20 protein-coding genes are annotated in these 18,826 nt (G+C 58.4%); 4 read left to right on the forward strand and 16 right to left on the reverse strand.

Translation table 11 applies throughout. The annotated features are described in order from the left end of the window. Positions 1-76: 76 nt before the first annotated feature. The 6 genes from ARCT_RS0118950 to ARCT_RS0118975 all read right to left on the reverse strand — a co-directional run bounded on the left by ARCT_RS0118950 (position 77) and on the right by ARCT_RS0118975 (position 7,218). The gene (locus ARCT_RS0118950) at positions 77-829 is read right to left on the reverse strand and encodes an SDR family oxidoreductase (protein WP_027241485.1); all 753 of its coding nucleotides are present in this window, start codon (positions 827-829) and stop codon (positions 77-79) included. Then, entirely contained in the window at positions 826-2,364 is a 1,539-nt protein-coding gene (locus ARCT_RS0118955) for an ATP-dependent DNA helicase (RefSeq protein WP_027241486.1), read from the reverse strand. Before ARCT_RS0118955 ends, ARCT_RS0118950 begins: the two co-directional genes overlap by 4 nt. Positions 2,365-2,427: 63 nt before the next feature. Then, positions 2,428-3,069: an acyl-homoserine-lactone synthase gene (locus tag ARCT_RS0118960; RefSeq protein WP_027241487.1), complete on the reverse strand. Its 642-nt coding sequence runs from the start codon at positions 3,067-3,069 to the stop codon at positions 2,428-2,430. 128 nt (positions 3,070-3,197) lie between these two features. After that, positions 3,198-3,917: a helix-turn-helix transcriptional regulator gene (locus tag ARCT_RS0118965; RefSeq protein WP_027241488.1), complete on the reverse strand. Its 720-nt coding sequence runs from the start codon at positions 3,915-3,917 to the stop codon at positions 3,198-3,200. A gap of 376 nt (positions 3,918-4,293) precedes the next feature. Next, on the reverse strand, positions 4,294-5,580 hold the full coding sequence (gene ccrA, locus ARCT_RS0118970; RefSeq protein ID WP_027241489.1) for a crotonyl-CoA carboxylase/reductase: 1,287 nt from the start codon (positions 5,578-5,580) through the stop codon (positions 4,294-4,296). 111 nt (positions 5,581-5,691) lie between these two features. Further along, positions 5,692-7,218 (reverse strand): 1-acyl-sn-glycerol-3-phosphate acyltransferase, encoded by a 1,527-nt coding sequence (locus ARCT_RS0118975; RefSeq protein WP_027241490.1) that lies wholly within the window; start codon positions 7,216-7,218, stop codon positions 5,692-5,694. Positions 7,219-7,401: 183 nt separating this feature from the next. Here ARCT_RS0118975 and ARCT_RS0118980 point away from each other — a divergent pair, with 183 nt between their 5' ends. The 4 genes from ARCT_RS0118980 to deoD all read left to right on the forward strand — a co-directional run bounded on the left by ARCT_RS0118980 (position 7,402) and on the right by deoD (position 11,087). Continuing rightward, positions 7,402-7,734 carry a hypothetical protein gene (locus tag ARCT_RS0118980; protein WP_240476343.1) on the forward strand — a complete coding sequence of 111 codons (333 nt, stop codon included), beginning with the start codon at positions 7,402-7,404 and terminating at the stop codon, positions 7,732-7,734. 212 nt (positions 7,735-7,946) lie between these two features. Continuing rightward, positions 7,947-9,911 (forward strand): protein meaA, encoded by a 1,965-nt coding sequence (locus ARCT_RS0118985; protein ID WP_027241492.1) that lies wholly within the window; start codon positions 7,947-7,949, stop codon positions 9,909-9,911. 133 nt (positions 9,912-10,044) lie between these two features. Next, the gene (locus ARCT_RS0118990; protein WP_027241493.1) at positions 10,045-10,362 is read left to right on the forward strand and encodes an H-NS histone family protein; all 318 of its coding nucleotides are present in this window, start codon (positions 10,045-10,047) and stop codon (positions 10,360-10,362) included. A gap of 20 nt (positions 10,363-10,382) precedes the next feature. Then, positions 10,383-11,087, forward strand: a complete 705-nt coding sequence (gene deoD, locus ARCT_RS0118995; RefSeq protein WP_027241494.1) for a purine-nucleoside phosphorylase — start codon at positions 10,383-10,385, stop codon at positions 11,085-11,087. Positions 11,088-11,392: 305 nt separating this feature from the next. Here the strand turns inward: deoD and ARCT_RS0119000 are convergent, their stop codons facing one another. The 10 genes from ARCT_RS0119000 to ARCT_RS0119045 all read right to left on the reverse strand — a co-directional run bounded on the left by ARCT_RS0119000 (position 11,393) and on the right by ARCT_RS0119045 (position 18,698). Continuing rightward, positions 11,393-12,250 (reverse strand): urea carboxylase-associated family protein, encoded by an 858-nt coding sequence (locus ARCT_RS0119000; RefSeq protein ID WP_027241495.1) that lies wholly within the window; start codon positions 12,248-12,250, stop codon positions 11,393-11,395. A 182-nt stretch (positions 12,251-12,432) separates the two neighbouring features. Then, positions 12,433-12,621 carry a hypothetical protein gene (locus ARCT_RS28290; RefSeq protein ID WP_027241496.1) on the reverse strand — a complete coding sequence of 63 codons (189 nt, stop codon included), beginning with the start codon at positions 12,619-12,621 and terminating at the stop codon, positions 12,433-12,435. 119 nt (positions 12,622-12,740) lie between these two features. Further along, positions 12,741-12,905 carry a hypothetical protein gene (locus ARCT_RS28430; protein ID WP_169731220.1) on the reverse strand — a complete coding sequence of 55 codons (165 nt, stop codon included), beginning with the start codon at positions 12,903-12,905 and terminating at the stop codon, positions 12,741-12,743. Between the two features lie 226 nt (positions 12,906-13,131). Next, on the reverse strand, positions 13,132-13,911 hold the full coding sequence (locus ARCT_RS0119015; RefSeq protein WP_027241497.1) for a succinate dehydrogenase iron-sulfur subunit: 780 nt from the start codon (positions 13,909-13,911) through the stop codon (positions 13,132-13,134). A 156-nt stretch (positions 13,912-14,067) separates the two neighbouring features. Then, positions 14,068-14,928: a hypothetical protein gene (locus tag ARCT_RS26530; protein WP_240476344.1), complete on the reverse strand. Its 861-nt coding sequence runs from the start codon at positions 14,926-14,928 to the stop codon at positions 14,068-14,070. A gap of 25 nt (positions 14,929-14,953) precedes the next feature. After that, on the reverse strand, positions 14,954-15,181 hold the full coding sequence (locus tag ARCT_RS0119025; protein ID WP_027241498.1) for a hypothetical protein: 228 nt from the start codon (positions 15,179-15,181) through the stop codon (positions 14,954-14,956). A gap of 1 nt (position 15,182) precedes the next feature. Continuing rightward, positions 15,183-16,988 carry a succinate dehydrogenase flavoprotein subunit gene (gene sdhA / locus ARCT_RS0119030; protein WP_027241499.1) on the reverse strand — a complete coding sequence of 602 codons (1,806 nt, stop codon included), beginning with the start codon at positions 16,986-16,988 and terminating at the stop codon, positions 15,183-15,185. 12 nt (positions 16,989-17,000) lie between these two features. Beyond that, positions 17,001-17,372 carry a succinate dehydrogenase, hydrophobic membrane anchor protein gene (gene sdhD / locus ARCT_RS0119035; protein WP_027241500.1) on the reverse strand — a complete coding sequence of 124 codons (372 nt, stop codon included), beginning with the start codon at positions 17,370-17,372 and terminating at the stop codon, positions 17,001-17,003. 10 nt (positions 17,373-17,382) lie between these two features. Further along, complete coding sequence (sdhC, locus tag ARCT_RS0119040) at positions 17,383-17,766, reverse strand: succinate dehydrogenase, cytochrome b556 subunit (protein WP_027241501.1); 384 nt, start codon at positions 17,764-17,766, stop codon at positions 17,383-17,385. A 155-nt stretch (positions 17,767-17,921) separates the two neighbouring features. Beyond that, positions 17,922-18,698 carry a DUF1194 domain-containing protein gene (locus ARCT_RS0119045; protein WP_027241502.1) on the reverse strand — a complete coding sequence of 259 codons (777 nt, stop codon included), beginning with the start codon at positions 18,696-18,698 and terminating at the stop codon, positions 17,922-17,924. Between the last annotated feature and the right edge of the window lie 128 nt (positions 18,699-18,826).

Raw genomic sequence — 18,826 nt, forward strand, 5'->3', positions numbered from 1 at the left:
AGCGCATCACATCCGGGCGGGAGCCCCGGTATGAAGATCTGCCCTGCGCAGATCTGGCCTTGGCACCTCAAACAGATCAGCCGCGGCCGATATAGGGCATCTTGGTTGCCATCACCGTCATGAACTGAACATTGGCCTCTGGCGGCAATTCCGCCATATGCAGCACCGATTTCGCCGCATCTTCCACCGCAAAACTCGGCATCGGCGCCGCCTCGGGGGCCGCCTCGGCCTGGCGGGCACTCAGATCTTCAACCATCGGTGTGCGGGCATTGCCGATATCAATCTGGCCACAGGAGATATCAAAGGCGCGCCCATCCAGAGACAGGCTGCGGGTGAGGCCGGTAATGGCTGATTTGGTCGCCGAATAGGGCGTCGATCCCGGCCGTGGCACATGGGCGGCGATAGACCCATTGTTGATGATGCGCCCGCCCTGCGGTGTCTGGCGACGCATCTGGCGAAAGCTCGCCCGTGCGGCAAGAAACATGCCATTGAGGTTCACATTCACCGAGGCATACCAATCCTCCAGGGCAATTTCGTCGATGGTGCCACCGGGGGTAAAGATCCCGGCATTGTTGAACAAGACATCCAACCGGCCAGTGGCCATGACAAAACGATTGACCGCATGATCCACTGCGGTGGCATCGGTGACATCCGCCGGCAGAACCGTGGCATTCACATGCCCCATGGCGATCTCTTCCAGCACCTCCTGGCGCCGCGCCAAAAGACCAACCTGCCAGCCCCTGGCCAGGCAAAGCTCCGCCACGGCCCGGCCGATACCAGAGCTCGCGCCGGTGATCAGAATGGTTTTTGCGCTTTCAAAACTGTTCATAACAGCGGTGCCTCCTCTTGCATTTCCAACGTCAGAGCCGCCGCCGGGGCGGCCTTCAGATCATCCACCCGCAGCGGTCCGGTTGGTTTGGAAAGCCGGTTGCGCACCACCCAGATCAGGCGCTCCTGCGCCCGGGTGATGGCCACATAGGCCAGACGTTTCCACAGTGGCTGCCCGGCCTCCACCCGCCCCATCCGGGCGGCGGCATAGATATCAGGCGCAAAGACCTGGGTGGTATCCCACTGCGAGCCCTGCGCCTTGTGGATGGTCACCGCCGCGCCATGCAAAAAGGTCGCCCCCATACGGGCGGCATAGGGAATAAACGGCTCTTCCTCATCCGGTTTTTCGATCTTCACAATGGAGGCCGCCGAGACCTGCGGGTCTTCGGCCCCCATCACATGCAGACGTGAAAACCCCGGCTTGCGCCCCGGCCCCAGATAGATCACCTGCGCCCCCTTGATCAGCCCCCGCGCCTCCAGGTCCAGGCGTTTCTTGCGGTGCTTCATCGGCAGCTCGATGCCGTCACAGATCAAAGGCTCCCCTTCGGCCAGGGCATCCTCTGGCGCGCCATGCACCATGCGAAAGGCATTGATCAGCCGGATGCGTGTGGCATTGCGCCAAACCAGCACCGGGCTGCGCGCCATCAGATCGACCTCGACCCGCTGCCCCCAGACCACGCGCTCATCGCGCTTTGCGGTCTCTTCGATCATCCGTTCAAAATCGTCAAACCCCAGCGCCGGATCCGCCAGGGCATGGGCCAGATCCAAAATTGGGTTATCCGCCTCCTGGCGGTGGACCCGATGCAGCACCAACTGGCGCGGCTCTGGCAGGGTTTCAAACACCATCGACCCAGATTGGTTGACCGGCGCCAACTGCGCCGGATCTCCAAACAACACCAGGTTGGGAAAAATCTCTTTCAGATCCTCAAACTGGCGGTCATCCAGCATCGAGGCCTCATCGACAAAGCCGATATCCAGCGGATCATCGCGCCGTTTCCAACCGGTGATAAAATCGGACCCCCGCAGCCCCGCAACGGCAAGCGCGCCGGGAATGGATTTGTTTTTCTGATAAAAAGCCGCAGCCCGCGCCAAAGCCTCTTCGGTCAGCCCTTCGATCTCGGGCAGATCCCCATTCCCGGTGAGCCATTCGGCAATCCGTTCATATTCCGGGTCATAAACCGGCGTGTAAAGGATGCGATGGATAGTGGTGGCCGGCACCCCCCGCAGCCGCAAAACGCTGGCCGCCTTGTTGGTTGGCGCCAGGATCGCCAGCGAACGGCGACCCGTCTTTTTGCGGCTTTCATAGTCGCCCGAGACCACCTCGACCCCGACCTTTTCAAGCGTCTTATACAGCTCGGCCAGCAACAGCGTCTTGCCCGAACCCGCCTTGCCAATCACCGCCATCACCCCGGCTTCGCCCATCGGAGGCTGCAGCAGACCGTCCTCCATATCGACCCCGGCCTGACGCAGCAAAGCAGACACACTGTCAAAGGCAGCGGCCTGATCATCGGAGAATTTTACGGTCAAATCTGTCATGGCGCGACCCTATCCCGGTGGGGTCGGCGACGCCAGCGCAACCGGCCCCCCTGTCTGCATTCTTCATCCGGTCATGCGCATCGGCGCCTCGGCAGAGGTGCCACCAAAGGAACGGTCAAACCACAGCTGGGACAGCTCCGGCGCAATTCCCGCCCGTTGCGCCACCCTCCGATAGGCCTGAACGTCATATTCCCATAGCCCAAGACTAATCCTGTCACGGCCCACACCTGCGGATTTTATGATCTCTGGACTAAAGCCAAGACTGCGGTAGATCCGCACCATGCGACGGTCAAACACCCCGGCAAAATGGGGAATCGAGAGGTTTCGCATGATCTCCAGACCGGCAAGCGTCAGAGCGCCGGCCACATTTCCGGTTGCATCCCGCGAAAGGCAGAACCGGGTACATTCCCAGATCAATGGGCTGCAAATCGGATTGCCACCGGTCAGGTCCCCAAACACATCATTGACCATCACCGGCCCGGTTGTTGGCAAAAACCGCATCGAGCCACCATGGCGGCCATCGGGTGTTTCCCAGATCACATAGAGAGGGTTCAGCGCGTCATATTGATCGCGTTCCTCGCCCTGGTGATCCACCTGAACATCCCAACCCAATCTGGTTTGGAATTGATCGGCGCGATCCACAAACATCGAATGCGCCAAATCTGCATGGGCATTCAAATCACGTGCATAGACATAGCGTAGCATTTCATTAGTCCCCTTTTGCAAGAAATACAGGGGAAGCCTACGCCCGCAAAGCGAGTCCGCCCAAGGCTCAAGAGGCCTCAAAAGCGAATTAGTTAACGCTGCTAAGTGCAAGTATTTGAAATCAGGCGTTAGATAATCACCATTCCGCAGCTCACTGCGCGGGCAATGGCGTGGGTGGTGTTCAGCGCACCCAGCTTAAAGCGGGCGCTTTCAATATATACCCGCAAAGTGTGCTCGGAAATCGACAGGGTCTTTGCAACCTGCGCCCGGCTATATCCGATTCCCAACAGGGTAAGCGCATCCAGTTCTCGGGGGGACAGCGGCTGTGCCTGCTCTGGCGCGCGGTCGGGTTCAAACTCCAGCGCCTTACGATTGAAGTAATGCCCAATCAGGATCAGATCCCGGCTGTTTTGTTCGGTAAATTTGTCCCAGGTCGCATCATCGCAGTGGTGGCTTACTGAAAACAAGGCAAACTGGCCATTGGGGCCGCGAATGGGAACCGAATAGCCCTGATTGCCAACGCCATGTTCCATCGCATCCTGGAAAAACTCGCGCGCGGGTTTGCTTGACCAGCTAAGACGCCGCCAATCCACCGGATGAAAGCGCTGATAACAGCCTGAAACAACCGGGTCGATCCGCGTGTAGTTTTTGTTCTGATATTGCTGGGTCCAGGCATCTGAATAGGTGCCAAAATAGTAGTGATCCCCAGCGCTATCGACCCAGTGATACATCGCGTGATCAATGGCAAACACCTTGCAGATACTCTCAATGATACTCTGCAACCCCTCAAGGGTCTGCGTGCCATCCAACGCCGTCAGTATCTTGTCCAGTTCAGTTTTGGTCGTCATGGCGCCATGATATCACTCTTCTTTGGAAGCAATCTGTCCCCGTTTTCGCGCTAAAAGATCCGCGCGGGACCAGTCCTCCTCATTCCCCGCCCCTTGTTTCTGCACTTAAGCGGCTCAGGTCAACGAAATCGTTGACCATTTGCCCATTTCTTGGGCGCCAAAGGCCGAAAATCCACAGGAGCTTGATACCGATAGATTAAGTTTGCCAGGTCACATGACCAAGAGCAATTCCACCCGGGTTGAACGAAGCCCCCATCCAGCCAGGTGGCCATCTCTGTTCAGCGCACACAAAAAACCGGCCGCCGCAGCTCCCAGGTTAGGGGAGCGCGACGTCCGGCTTGTCAAATTATCGGCTTTTGCGCCCAGATGGATCGGCTTATTTGCCCGCTTCAAGCACATCTTCAAGGGTGCGCAGACCGGTTCTTGGCGCCTGAACCAGAACCGACATATTGCCCGGCTTGTGCTCGTTGCGCAGCATTTTCATATGCGCATCCGGCAGATCCGCCCAAGAGAAGACTTCCGACATGCAGGGGTCAAGGCGACGTTCAACCATCAGCTTGTTCGCAGCGGCAGCCTGCTTCAGGTGGGCAAAGTGAGAGCCCTGCAGGCGCTTCTGGTGCATCCACATGTAGCGCACGTCGAAGGTCAGGTTAAAGCCGGAGGTGCCCGCACAGATCACCACCATGCCGCCTTTTTTACAAACAAAGGTCGAAACCGGGAAGGTCGCCTCGCCAGGGTGTTCAAACACCATGTCGACGTTGTTGCCCTTACCGGTGATCTCCCAGATGGCGGCGCCAAATTTGCGCGCTTCTTTGAACCAGGCGGCGTATTCCGGTGTGTTCACTGTCGGCATCTGGCCCCAGCAGTTGAAATCCTTGCGGTTCAACACGCCCTTGGCGCCCAGCCCCATGACAAAGTCCCGTTTGCTCTCGTCCGAGATCACCCCGATTGCATTGGCGCCCGCCGTGTTGATCAGCTGGATCGCGTAGGATCCCAGACCACCCGATGCGCCCCAGACCAGAACGTTCTGGCCCGGCTTCAGATCGTGGGGCTCATGCCCAAACAACATCCGATAGGCGGTGGCCAGCGTCAGCGTATAGCAGGCGCTTTCCTCCCAGGTCAGATGCTTGGGGCGCGGCATCAGCTGCTGGCTTTGCACCCGGGTGAACTGGCTAAAGGAGCCATCCGGTGTCTCATAGCCCCAGATCCGCTGGCTGGGGGAATACATCGGATCGCCGCCGTTGCATTCTTCGTCGTCGCCATCATCCTGGTTGCAGTGAATGACAACTTCATCGCCGATCTTCCAGCGCTTGACCTTGTCACCCACGGCCCAAACGATACCCGCAGCATCAGACCCGGCAACATGATAGGGGGCCTTGTGCCCGTCAAACGGCGAGATTGGCTTGCCCAAGGCGGCCCAAACGCCATTATAGTTGACACCAGCGGCCATCACCAAAACCAAAACGTCGTGGCTGTCCAGCTCAGGAACCTCAACCACTTCCTGCAACATTGCAGAATCCGGCTCACCGTGGCGGTCTTTGCGGATGGCCCAGGCGTACATTTTCTTGGGAACATAGCCCATGGGTGGCATTTCACCGACCTCATACAGGTCTTTTTCAGGAGCCTCGTAAGACAGCGGTCCGGTTTGTGTGTCCAAAGCCATGGTGGCCTCCTCGTTCAAAGGTCATTGCTGCGATGCAGAATCGCAGCTGCTCCCTGAGAAATAAAAACAGCAGGGTAACATTGCAACCCCCGATGGGGTCATTTTGTAATTTTATGACCTCGCAGTCGCAGAAACACCCAATGCAGTCGCAGCATCATCCGCCTGTTCAAGACCCAGTGGCCCCTCTGGAAGCAGATGCGCAATGGAGTTTGCATAGTACCGCAGCAGGTCCTGTTTGGCCTGCACCGGCATCAACAGCCCGTCTTGCTGCCGCACCAGCCCCCGCATAACCAGAATGCGTCGGGCCTCTTCTGCGGCGGTGCGCAGGCTGGCGCTGTGATGATGCACCTCAATTGCCGGCATCTGCTGGTGCATCGCCACCATGTGACGCTCCAGAGTTTCCACCCGCATGGCACCCTGGCGCAGCAACAGCCAGGCCGCCAGCGGCACCGGCAGAACCGGGACAGCCGCCCCGATCCGTGACAGCAGTTCAGCGGCAAGATCCGTAGTCAGACGGGCTGTCTGATCAACTGTCAGGTCGGCGGCAGGTTCGCGGGTGGGACCCTCCGCCCCATGGTTTTGCTGCTGCAAATCGCCGTCCTCTTGGCGGTCTTTTGCAAAATCCCGCAGGCTTAGCGGGCGGCCAAAATTTACAGCGGCATAGCCAAAACGGTGATAGCGGCCTGTCAGCCACAACCAGAGCTGGCGCAAAACGCGCGCCATGACGACACCGATTCGGGCCTTGAAGCGGCGTTCCCCGGCGCGTGCCGCCGATGTCAGAATGGTATCTTCCAAGACCCAGTCATAGTTTAAGGCCACCGGAACAAAGATCACATCGCGCCCCTGCGGATCCTCAGCATAGGCGTCGCCCGCTTCAACGATGTATTTCAATAACCCCAACTTTGGTTCAGCCAGGGCCCCATCCAGGCTCAACCCTCCCTCGGGGAACATCGCCTGGGTTGCCCCGCCCTGCGTGGCCAGCCGCATATAGGCCGAAAGCACCCTGCGGTAGAGATCATTGCGCGATTTACGCCTGATAAAATAGGCCCCCATGGCGCGGATCAGCCGAGACAGAGGCCAGACACGCGCCCATTCCCCCACCGCATAAGACAGCGCCGAGCGCCGCGCTGCCAGATAGGTCACCAGTACGTAGTCCATATTGGAGCGGTGATTCATCACAAAAACCAGCGTTGCATTTGGATCAAGTTGGCGCAGCGCCGCTTCGTCCTGATATCCAAGCCGCACACGGTAGATGGCGTTTGACAGCATGCGCGCAGCCCGAATGGCAAAGCCAAAATAGGCAAAGGCCGAAAAGCTCGGCACGATCTCCCGGGCATAGCTGCGGGCCTGTTCAAAGGCGACGTTTTCTGGGATGCCCTCAGCGGCGGCATGGCGCGCAATCTCCCGCGCCACCTCGGGATCATAAATCAAGCGTTGGATCATGTCATAGCGGCGGGTCAGTTTGAACGGCTCAATCGGCCGTTCCAACCGCATATTCAACCGCGCCACAGCCCGCTCGAACCGGCGACGAAAGAACCAGCGCACCGAAGGAAACAAAAAATGCGAGGCAAAAGTGACCGCCGCAAACAGCAGGATCAGCACCAAAAGCCAAAGCGGAAGCTCAACTGTTCGCGTCATAATCAAAGCCTACAAAAATATCCGATACAGGAAAAGGAAACTGGTCGCGAAGTCACAGCTTCCGAATCTTTAAAGCTGCCCCTTAGAAAGTAATCACTTTGTGATAGCCTGTCGTTAGCTTCCCCCCCCGATGGGATCCCGTGGGAGCCCGCTTCGAGACAAAAACAAAGGGAAATGATTGTCATGAACCGAAGAACCATCTTCAAAACTGCTTTGGCTGCAATTCTGGCCTCCACCATCGCTCTTCCGGCTGCTGCACTGGACCGTCGGGTCACCATCGTAAATGATACCAATTACACAATTATGGAATTCTACGGCTCCAACAAGGGGACTGATTCCTGGGAAGAGGATATCCTTGGGCGCGACGTGTTGCGACCAGGCCAATCCGTCCGCATCGATTTTGATGATGGTACCGGCTACTGCAAATTCGACTTCAAGGCGATTTTTGACGATGATGACGTGCTGGTGGCGCGCGGGATCAATGTCTGCAAGATCGGCACCTATACATATAATTAATCTGGAAAATGGCCCAACTTACCCCCCCTGGCAATCTGCTTGCCGGGGTCTGGGCCGCAGGGTTGCAAGAGCACGTCTTTGCCATGCAAAGGCGTGTTTTTTTGTGCCATCGCCCGAATTGCCGCAACGCAGCGAATTGACATGGGTTGAAAATTGCAGTCTAGATCGCCTCGACGAAATATAATTACCGACCAAACAGCGCGAGGCTCACCATGTCGCAGATGCAGAATGACCGCAAAACTGATCGTCCCTGGCTGATCCGGACCTATGCCGGCCACTCCACTGCAGAGGCCTCGAATGCACTGTACCGCTCCAACCTGGCCAAGGGACAAACCGGCCTCTCGGTGGCTTTTGATCTGCCCACCCAGACCGGCTATGACAGTGACCATGTTCTGGCCCGCGGCGAAGTCGGCAAGGTTGGCGTCCCTATTGGCCACCTCGGTGATATGCGCAGCCTGTTTGATCAGATCCCGCTGGAGCAGATGAACACCTCGATGACCATCAATGCCACCGCGCCCTGGCTGCTGTCGCTCTATATTGCCGCCGCAGAAGAGCAAGGCGCGGATGTCAGCCAGTTGCAAGGCACAGTGCAAAACGATCTGATCAAAGAATATCTGAGCCGCGGCACCTATATCTGCCCGCCCAAGCCCAGCCTCAAGATGATCGCGGATGTGGCCGAATACTGCTACACCAATGTCCCCAAATGGAACCCGATGAATGTCTGCTCCTACCACCTGCAGGAGGCCGGCGCGACCCCCGAGCAGGAGCTGGCCTTTGCCCTTGCCACTGCACAGGCGGTTCTGGACGAGTTGAAGCCCCGCATCGCGCCCGAGGATTTCCCGGCACTTGTTGGCCGGATCTCTTTCTTTGTGAATGCCGGCATCCGTTTTGTCACCGAGATGTGCAAGATGCGCGCCTTTGTTGATCTCTGGGATGAGATCTGCCGCGACCGCTACGGTGTCGAGGATTCCAAATTCCGCCGCTTCCGCTACGGGGTGCAGGTGAATTCGCTTGGCCTGACCGAACAACAGCCCGAAAATAACGTCTACCGCATCCTGATTGAAATGCTGGCTGTGACGCTCTCAAAAAAGGCCCGCGCCCGTGCCGTGCAGCTGCCGGCCTGGAACGAAGCCCTGGGCCTGCCCCGCCCCTGGGATCAGCAATGGTCGATGCGGATGCAGCAGATCCTGGCCTATGAAACCGACCTTCTGGAGTATGAAGACCTGTTTGAAGGCAACCCGGCTGTCGACAAAAAGGTCGAGGCCCTGAAGGAAGGCGCCCGGGCCGAACTGGCCAACCTGCAATCCATGGGCGGCGCTGTTGCCTCGATTGAATATATGAAATCCCGCCTGGTGGACTCCAACGCCGAGCGCCTGAACCGCATTGAACGCAACGAGACCATTGTGGTGGGGGTGAACCGCTGGACCGAGGGTGAAGCCTCACCGCTGCAGACCGAAGACGGCGGCATCATGGTGGTTGACCCCGCCGTAGAGCAAGAACAGATCTCACGCCTCAACGCCTGGCGCGCCGCGCGCGACACCGACGCCGTGGCAAAGGCCCTGGCCGACCTGCGCGCTGCCGCGCGCGATGGCAGCAACATCATGCCCCCCTCGATCAATGCCGCCAAAGCTGGCGTCACCACTGGCGAATGGGCCGAAGAAATGCGCAAAGTCCACGGCACATATCGTGGCCCCACCGGGGTATCCGGCTCGCCGTCAAACAAGACCGAAGGGCTGGAGGATCTCCGCGAGGCGGTCAATGCCGTCTCCGATCAGCTGGGGCGCCGGTTAAAGTTCGTGGTTGGCAAACCTGGTCTGGACGGCCATTCAAATGGGGCCGAGCAAATCGCCTTCCGTGCCCGGGACTGCGGCATGGACATCACCTATGACGGCATTCGAATGACCCCCGAGGAACTGGTTGCACAGGCGCAGGATGACGGTGCCCATGTTGTTGGCCTGTCCATTCTCTCCGGCAGTCACCTGCCACTTGTCGAAGAATTGATGCAGCGCATGCGCCAGGCTGACCTAGGCCATATCCCCGTTGTGGTCGGCGGAATCATTCCTGATGAGGATGCAGAGAAATTGGGGAAAATGGGCGTCGCCCGCGTATACACTCCAAAGGATTTTGAATTAAACACAATCATGGCGGATATTATTAAACTTTCACACCCCGCATAGATTGCCAAAATACTCGTTTTTTTCCAAAATGACCCAGCTAACTTAAAAATTAGACTGGTAATCTCCATTTAGTTTGGCATTAAGGCATATAACGCAACGATTTGTGTGCGATATCTCAACTTGGAGTATCAATATGAGCTTTGACCTTTCAAAAATGTCCCGTAAAGAGCTTTTGGAACTAAAGACCGGCATTGATGACGCCCTGAAAGAAGCAGAACAGCGCGAGCGCAAGGAAGCCATTAAGGCCGCCGAAGAGGCCGCTGCCAAGTTTGGCTTCTCTCTGGAGGAAATCGCAGGCCAGGCAAAGAGCACCGGCAAGAAACAAAAGGCCGCTGCAAAATACCGTAACCCACACAATCCAGAAGAAACTTGGAGTGGCCGTGGTCGCAAGCCTCATTGGGTGCATTCCGCCATCACCTCTGGTATGGATATCTCTGACCTGGAAATCTGAATCCAGAACAGGAGACAACCATGACCATTCATATCGGCGCTCAAAAGGGTGATATTGCAGAAACCGTTCTCATGCCAGGCGACCCCTATCGGGCCAAATGGGCAGCAGAGAATTTCCTGCAGGATGCCCAACTGGTAAACGAAGTGCGCGGAATGCTGGGCTATACCGGCAGTTGGAAGGGTCACAGGGTTACAATTCAGGGCAGCGGCATGGGAATGCCCTCCCTTTCGATCTACGCAAATGAATTGATCCGGGACTTTGGGGCAAAAACCCTGATCCGTATCGGGTCATGTGGCGGAATGCAGCCGCAGGTCAAATTGCGCGATGTTATTTTGGCGATGACAGCAACCACCCTCGCCTCCCCCTCCCAAAGCATTTTTAAGGAAGTGAACTTTGCCCCCTCGGCGGATTGGTCACTTTTGCATGCCGCGGTGCAGGCAGCACAATCGCGCGATATTGGCACTCATGTTGGTGGCATTTATTCCTCCGATACCTTTTATGACGAACGCTCCGATCTGAACGAACAGATGGTGCGCCACGGCATTCTTGGCGTCGAAATGGAGGCGGCTGAGCTGTACACTCTGGCGGCCCGCTATCAGTGCCGCGCCTTGGCTGTTCTCACGGTTTCTGACCACCTGGGCACCGGCGAAGCCCTGCCCTCTGACCAGCGGGAACGCAGCTTTGGTGATATGGTCGAAATCGCTTTGGAAGCCGCCTTTGCCTGAGGCGCAGAACCCTCGGTACTGACCCCACGGCACAGAACCCTCGGCAAAGGCTGACAGTGGCGATGATCTTCAGCCCTGCGCGTCGCGCTCAAAAAGGCGCCCCTTGCTGGGGCGCCTTTTTCTTGGCACCTCCGCCTGATGAACAACGCTGCCCCATCTGTGTTTCGATGCCGCAGCGCGTCGCCTTGGCGGCGCGCTGCCGGGCCCAAGGGGGGCTGCCGGGCCCAAGGGGGGCTGCCGCATCTTTGATGCGGCAAGCCCTGCGCGGGAGCCCCCCCTCTTGCGAAAAACATCTCGACCGGAAGTTACCGCCCGTGGCTTTGATTGTAGCCATTCAAATCCGGGCTCTGCCAATCGCCTAGCGCGCCCGCCTCTGGGGCAAAGACCTCCACCAACAGCGGATAGCAGGCAGCGGCATCGCTGGAATGTTCCGCAGAACAATCCCCACCCGGACAGGCGCTCAAAGCCCCCAAAAGCGGGATCTCGGCAAAAAACTCCAGAAAGTCACCCGGGCGTACCGGGCTTTGTTTCATAAAATACTGCCCGGTGTCGCGGGTAAAACCAGTACACATAAAGACGTTCAACACGTCATGCACATGCGGTTCGGCCTGCGCCGGGCTGACACCCATGTGATCGGCAAGGGCGCGGGTCAGGTTGGAATGGCAGCAATGGTGGTACTGGCTGCCCGCCAGCAGGTTGCCGGTATAGGGATCGCAACGGGTGCCAATAACATCATGCACCGAGCCGCCAAACTCGTCGATCCCGTACCAGTCCAGGCTGTCCTCCACAATCGTGGCCATCGGGCGCATTGCCGGAAAACTGCTCCACATCCGCTCCCCGCTGGTGATATGGGTTCCATGCAGGGCACGGGTCTTGCCGGAATAGAACCGCTCACTCAGATCATCCCGGTTCCACAGGTTCAGATCGCCAACCTGCGGCCCCTCGACCGAGGTGATGCGAAAGAAATGCCCAGCAGGCACTTCAAAACAGGCCGCGTCGCGGGCATTCACCAAAACCTCACCCGTCTTTACTGCGCCCTGACGGGCAAATCGGTACAGCGTAAGATCCGGTGCGGTAAGCGTCTCGGTGGGATAGCAAATCACCGGTTTGACAGCGCGGCGCGCCTCGGCATCTGCGGGCACCTGATGGGATGAGTGAGCCATATATGAACCTTCCATTGTTTGCGCCGACTAGGCCTGTTTCGCAAAGCCAGCGCAAGCCTGATCCTGCCGCCCCCGCTCACGCCTCTGTCAGAGTCCCCTGCCGGAGCGCGCAGCGGCCTGGAGGCCTGGAGCCTCGCCAGCAGCGCAGTCTTGTCTGTGGCAGTCTTGTCTGTGGGAGGGGGTTATTGCCCTCGCAGGCAATCCCGCGGCTCTGCCGTGCCTGGCTGCACCGCGCCACAATTGCTGCACCGCCACCGCTGCAGGCTGCGCTCTTGGCGCCAGCGGCATTCGCGGGTCAGGGTTGTCGTCTTGCGGCGGTAGATAAAATAGCCAAAGACGCCGGTAAGCAGCAGGAGTAAGAGAATAGGCATGTCAGGGCTGTAGCGCCTCTGCTGCATCAGCTCAAACAAAAACCTCCGAACCGAGGGAGGTCAGAGGTTTTTGTGAGCTGCAGCCAATGTCAGGTGGCCCAGTATCAGGCCGCCTGGTTTCAGGCCGCGTCGTAATAGGGTACAAAACCTTCGGTTGGAGCATTGTCCTGGCTCGGGTACAGCGCCTCTGGAGTGTAATAGGCCCAGGCCTGTTCCAGATCCTGCAGAGCGGCCTCAGCTTTGGCAGCGGCGGTCGTATTTGGCAGAAATTCTACAGTAGTCATAATCTGTGTCCTGATCGGTTTGAAACCTCTCCCTTGACCAGAACATAGGTGCTCCGGGGCCGGGACACACCGAACATAAATGCAGTCTCGCCATGCATTTACTGCAAACCACTCCAGGGGCGTTGCCCCCGTTCCGAAGAAAACCCCCGGACAGTTTCCTGCCCGGGGGGTCGCATTCATACAGTCCAGCGCCAGACTATGGCGCCAGAGAGATCAGACAGATAGGTCAGACGGCGCGATCAACCATCATATGTTTGATATGGGCGATTGCCTCGGCCGGGTTCAGACCCTTGGGGCAGGTCTTGGTGCAGTTCATGATGGTGTGGCAGCGATACAGCTTGAAGGGGTCTTCCAGCTGGTCCAGACGCTCGGGCGTGGCCTCATCACGGCTGTCGATGATCCAGCGATAGGCATGCAGCAGGGCTGCTGGCCCGAGGTATTTGTCGCCATTCCACCAGTAGCTGGGGCAAGAGGTCGAGCAGCTGGCGCACATCACACATTCATACAGCCCGTCGAGCTTTTTACGGTCCTCGATCGACTGACGCCATTCCTTGGCGGGGGCATTGGTTTTGGTTTCCAGCCAGGGCATGATCGACGCATGCTGGGCATAAAAATGCGTCAGATCCGGGATCAGGTCCTTGACCACTGGCATATGCGGCAGCGGGTAGATTTTTACATCGCCCTTGACCTCATCCAGCCCGTAGATACAGGCCAGCGTGTTGATACCGTCGACGTTCATCGCACAGGAACCACAGATGCCTTCGCGGCAGGAGCGGCGGAAGGTCAGGGTTGGATCAATCTCGTTTTTGATCTTGATCAGCGCATCCAGGATCATCGGACCACATTTGTCCATATCCAGGAAATAGGTATCCACTTGCGGGTTCTTGCCGTCGTCCGGGTTCCAGCGATAGATCTTGAACTTGCGCACATTGGTCGCGCCGTCGGGCTTGGGCCACGTCTTCCCCGTGGTGATCTTGGAATTTTTCGGAAGTGCGAATTCGACCATAGATCGTTCTCCTTGCTTAGCTGCCTGCCACACCAAGGGCCAGGGCCCCAGGCTGACAGGAGATCAGATGGACCGGCTGAGCCCAGAGGCCCCTCCGAAACTTAAGTAGTGCCGCAGCCGCAGCAGATATTTGGCGCGAGACGCAAAGGCCGGCAATCATAGGCCCTCCCCCTGCGGCAAAGGCTGGTGCTGGGCAACGTTTTTGAGATAGGCGGCATCCTCGGGGAACAGCGCCTCCAGTTCCTCTAGCAGGGCCGCATCGCGGGCGGCCATATGCAGCATGGCCTGATATTCCGCATCGCTGCACATCTGCTGCCAGCGCCGATCAGTCTGCAACTCAGCCGCCGAACTGGCTTGTTTTTGAAACGACGAGCCGCCACCGTAGTGCTGCACCTCGCCCAAGCTGTTGTCATGCTGCCCCAGGCCCAGGTCCTGCAGGATCTGCGCCCGGTAGTCTGCACTGCGCATCCAGCGGTCATAGCAGATGGCAACCAGCCCCAGATCCTGTGCCTGCCGGACCAGTCCCAACAGCCGAATATAGCTGTCGATGGTGCGCAACACGATGCCGTTGCGACGCACCAGAGTGTAGCCGTCATTGGCCTGCATCTTTTTCAGCAAAGACGCGGACCAGTTCAAAAAGCCACGATAGATCAGTACATTATGCGAGAACAAAGCCTCATCAAAGGCACCAGAGGGCTGACGTGAAAGGCCAAATTCAGCCGGGCTGGTGTCCTCGTATGAAACCAGAAACAGCGCGCCATCTCCCGCCTCTTGCGTCACCGCAGGCAGATTGCGCTTTGCCTGGCTATGCGAGGCATGCGCCCCGTTGACCTCGATCCCGCGCGCATTGTGCAGGGGATCGGTGCCCGGTTTGCAATTGTTCAGAAACACCGACCGGCCACTTGGCGCATTGCGCTGCAGCCAGGACAAAATGGCATGATTGCCGGACCGCCGCATGCCAAAGACCCGCAGGCTTAACCCCGGCGTCAACCCAAGGGCCTGCCATTCAGCGGGCATGGACATATCCAGCGCAGCAACCACTCTAATAGGCCTCGACCAGCGAGGAGCGAATGGTCGATCCATCCGACAGGAAAGCCAGCGCGCGCTGTTGCTGTTCAACCGTCAGGGTCTCCCACAGCGCCGCATCCCCAGGCATCAGGGGATAGTCCCATGGCAAGGGCACCTGAGATACCGGGTGGTCAGCACAGGCCGACAGCAGCAGGGCCGCAAGACCCAGCAGCGCCAATTTGATATCCCAGGACCCGGCCATCTTAGAAAGTCCGCGCTTTTGGCGCGATCTTCGCCAGGCTGATACCACCTTCGTCTTCGGTAGTAAGCCGATCCAGGATCACCGGACGGTAGGTCAGATCGACCTTGTCACCGTCAACCCGGCTGACGGTATGCACCCGCCAGTTTTCATCATCCCGCGTGCTGTAATCTTCATGCGCGTGGGCACCACGGCTTTCGCGGCGGGCTTCGGCACCATGGATCGTCGCCAGGGCGTTGGGCATCAGGTTTGCCAGTTCCAGCGTTTCCATCAGATCCGAGTTCCAGACCAGCGAGCGGTCGGTGACTTTGAGGTCATCCATCTTGCCCGCGATCACGGTCATCCTCTCGACGCCCTCTTTCAGCGACTTATCTGTACGGAACACTGCCGCATCGGACTGCATGGTGCGCTGCATTTCCAGACGCAGATCTGCGGTGGCGATGCCGCCATTGGCGTTGCGCAGCCCATCAAAGCGATCAAAGGCCTTATCGACCGAGGCCTGATTCAGGGTTGGATTGGGCGTTTCCGCATCAACGATCTTGCCCGCACGGATGGCTGCAGCGCGGCCAAAGACCACAAGGTCGATCAGCGAGTTGGAGCCCAGCCGGTTGGCGCCATGCACCGAGGCACAGCCTGCTTCGCCCACGGCCATCAGGCCGGGAACAACGCTGGTTGGGTTGTCGGCGGTTGGGTTCAGCACTTCGCCCCAGTAGTTGGTCGGGATGCCGCCCATGTTGTAGTGCACCGTTGGCAGAACCGGGATCGGCTCTTTGGTGACGTCAACACCGGCAAAGATCTTGGCGCTCTCGGAAATACCTGGCAGACGCTCTGCCAGGGCTTCGGGCGGCAGGTGGCTGAGGTTCAGGTGAATGTGATCACCATGTTCACCGACGCCGCGGCCTTCGCGAATTTCCATGGTCATCGAACGTGACACGTAATCGCGTGGCGCCAGGTCTTTGTACTGGGGCGCGTAGCGCTCCATGAACCGTTCGCCCTCAGAATTGGTCAGATAGCCGCCCTCGCCGCGCGCGCCCTCGGTGATCAGACAGCCAGAGCCGTAGATGCCGGTGGGGTGGAACTGGACAAATTCCATATCCTGCAACGCCAGACCAGCCCGCGCCACCATGCCGCCACCGTCACCGGTGCAGGTATGGGCCGAGGTGGCCGAGAAGAAGGCACGGCCATAGCCGCCAGTGGCCAGAACAACCATCTTGGCGTTGAAGACATGCATGGTGCCGTCGTCGAGCTTCCAGCAGACAACACCCTGGCATTCGCCCTCATCCGACATGATCAGGTCGATGGCAAAATATTCGATGTAGAATTCAGCGTTGTTCTTCAGCGACTGCCCATAAAGCGTGTGCAGGATGGCGTGACCGGTCCGGTCCGCTGCGGCACAGGTCCGCTGCACCGGGGGGCCGTCGCCAAACTCGGTGGTGTGGCCACCAAAGGGACGCTGGTAGATCTTGCCCTCTTCGGTGCGGGAGAAGGGCACACCGTAGTGTTCCAGCTCATACACCGCCTTGGGGGCTTCGCGGGCGAGATATTCCATCGCATCGGTGTCGCCCAGCCAGTCAGAGCCCTTGACGGTGTCAAACATATGCCACTGCCAATTGTCTGGCCCCATATTCGACAGCGAGGCAGCAATGCCGCCCTGCGCCGCAACCGTGTGGGACCGGGTTGGGAAAACCTTGGTCACACAGGCAGTGCGCAGGCCCTGTTCGGCCATGCCAAGTGTTGCGCGCAGACCGGCACCGCCGGCACCCACGACCACGACGTCATAGTCATGCGTCTCGTATTCGTATGCAGCCATTTCTTTTGTCCCTTACAGCGCGATCTTGGCCAGGGCATAAACCCCAGTGGCGATTGTGGCGTAGCTGAGGCCGATCACAAACATGATCAGCGCTTTACGCATCGAGCCACGCGCATAATCTTCGATCATCATTTGCGCGCCCTTGTTGAAATGCATCACCCCGGCATACAGCGTGAGGCCCGTCAGGATTGCCGGGAAGGGGCGTGCAAAAGTGGCCAGAACCTCTTCCTGCGTGCCGCCAATGGCAGAACCGACGATATAGATGAAAGCCGGAACCAAAAAGGCCAGCGCCACGGCGCTTACCTGCATGTACCAGTGATGTTGCGTGCCGGTGCCTGCGGCGCCCTTGCCAACGGCGCGTTTACGAGCGGTCAAATAACGCATGTTGTGCTCCTTAAACCACGATCACGGTGAGAACGGTGAGGACGACCGAACCGATCATCATGCCCCAGCCCAGTTTCTCGGCTGTTTTAATATCCAGCCCATGGCCCGCATCAAAATACAGGTGCCGCAGCCCGGCAAGGAAGTGATACCAGATGCCCAGCGTCGACAGCACCAGCACAATATTGCCAAACCAGGAGGTCATCACTCCGTTGGCAGTGGCAAAATAGGCGGGCGAGGTCGCCGCCGCGAGGAGCCACCAGACAATCAGCACCACCGAGATGATCAGCGCATTGCCCGTGATCCGGGTGAGGATCGAGGACATAGAGGTCATCTGCGGGCGATAGATCGACAAATGTGGCGAAAGCGGGCGGTTGCCCCGATTTACATCGGCCATGTTGGCTCCTTTCCAGTTAGCTGAAGCCGTTTTAGCGGATTTTTACGTCCTGTCACGCAAACAGCAGGTAAATTTCTGCGGTTATTTGACCTGTTTTGCAAAAAAAGCCAATATGTGATCACAGGAAACGGCCTAGTGATCACAAAAATGTCTTACTAAAATTGTTTTGCAGAATCAGCCCTCCCCAGCACAATTTCCCCCAATCCCCCCTCTGAGGCCTCAATGTGCGGCAGAATGGCGGGGCGGCCCATTGGGTCAGGGAGGGGCTGAATGGAAGCGGTTTTGCGCGCCACCTCCCGCACCAATTTGCGACGAATTTTTTCTGGATAGTCGCGAAAACTTCGGGCGGTCTCGACAAAGGCGCCCTCCCCTTCGATCACATGCTCGTAGAAATAGGCGGTAAGCTCTGGCTCGCTTTGCTCAATCGCGATGGCATTGACCGTAACATCAGCCTGCCGCATCAACCGCTTTAGCGTGGCAGGTTCCACCCCCTCGTTTGAAGGCCCGTCGCCAGAGAGATCAATCACCCGACGTTTGCAGACCGGTCCTTCGGTGATCTGGTTCAACCCCAGTAACAGCGCCTCCCCCAGGGCGGTGGAAAAATTACGCCAGGGGCGTGGAGCGGTCTCAACCGCCTGTGCCAGCGCCTCTACCTCGTCAAATGTGCGGGTTGGGGTCCAGGGGATGGAGATCTCCTGGCGCGCCCGCCCCGACCACTGGATCAGGGTCACCTGCGCCTGGGCATTCACCAAGGCCTCGGAAACCACCCCGTCGCGCAGGCCAGCCGCCAGCCCATCCATCTGAATCCGGTATTCGGTTGCATCAACCGAGCCAGAGACATCCACCGCCAAAACCAGCGCCAGATCACAGGCCCAGCCAGGCAGTGGCAGGGCAAGGAAGACAGCAGCAAAGAGTCGGGCCTTGATCCTCATGGGGGAACTCTAAGCGGCAAGACCCAGTTGCGTCACCCCCTCTTGCCCCCCTCTTGCCTGTCCGGACACAGAGCTGTGATGCCACAACAGCAAAACAGGCCGTGCGGTAAACCTGCACGGCCTGTGGA

Origin of the sequence: Pseudophaeobacter arcticus DSM 23566 (assembly GCF_000473205.1) — a bacterium.
In the GTDB taxonomy this organism is placed as follows: Bacteria; Pseudomonadota; Alphaproteobacteria; order Rhodobacterales; family Rhodobacteraceae; genus Pseudophaeobacter; species Pseudophaeobacter arcticus.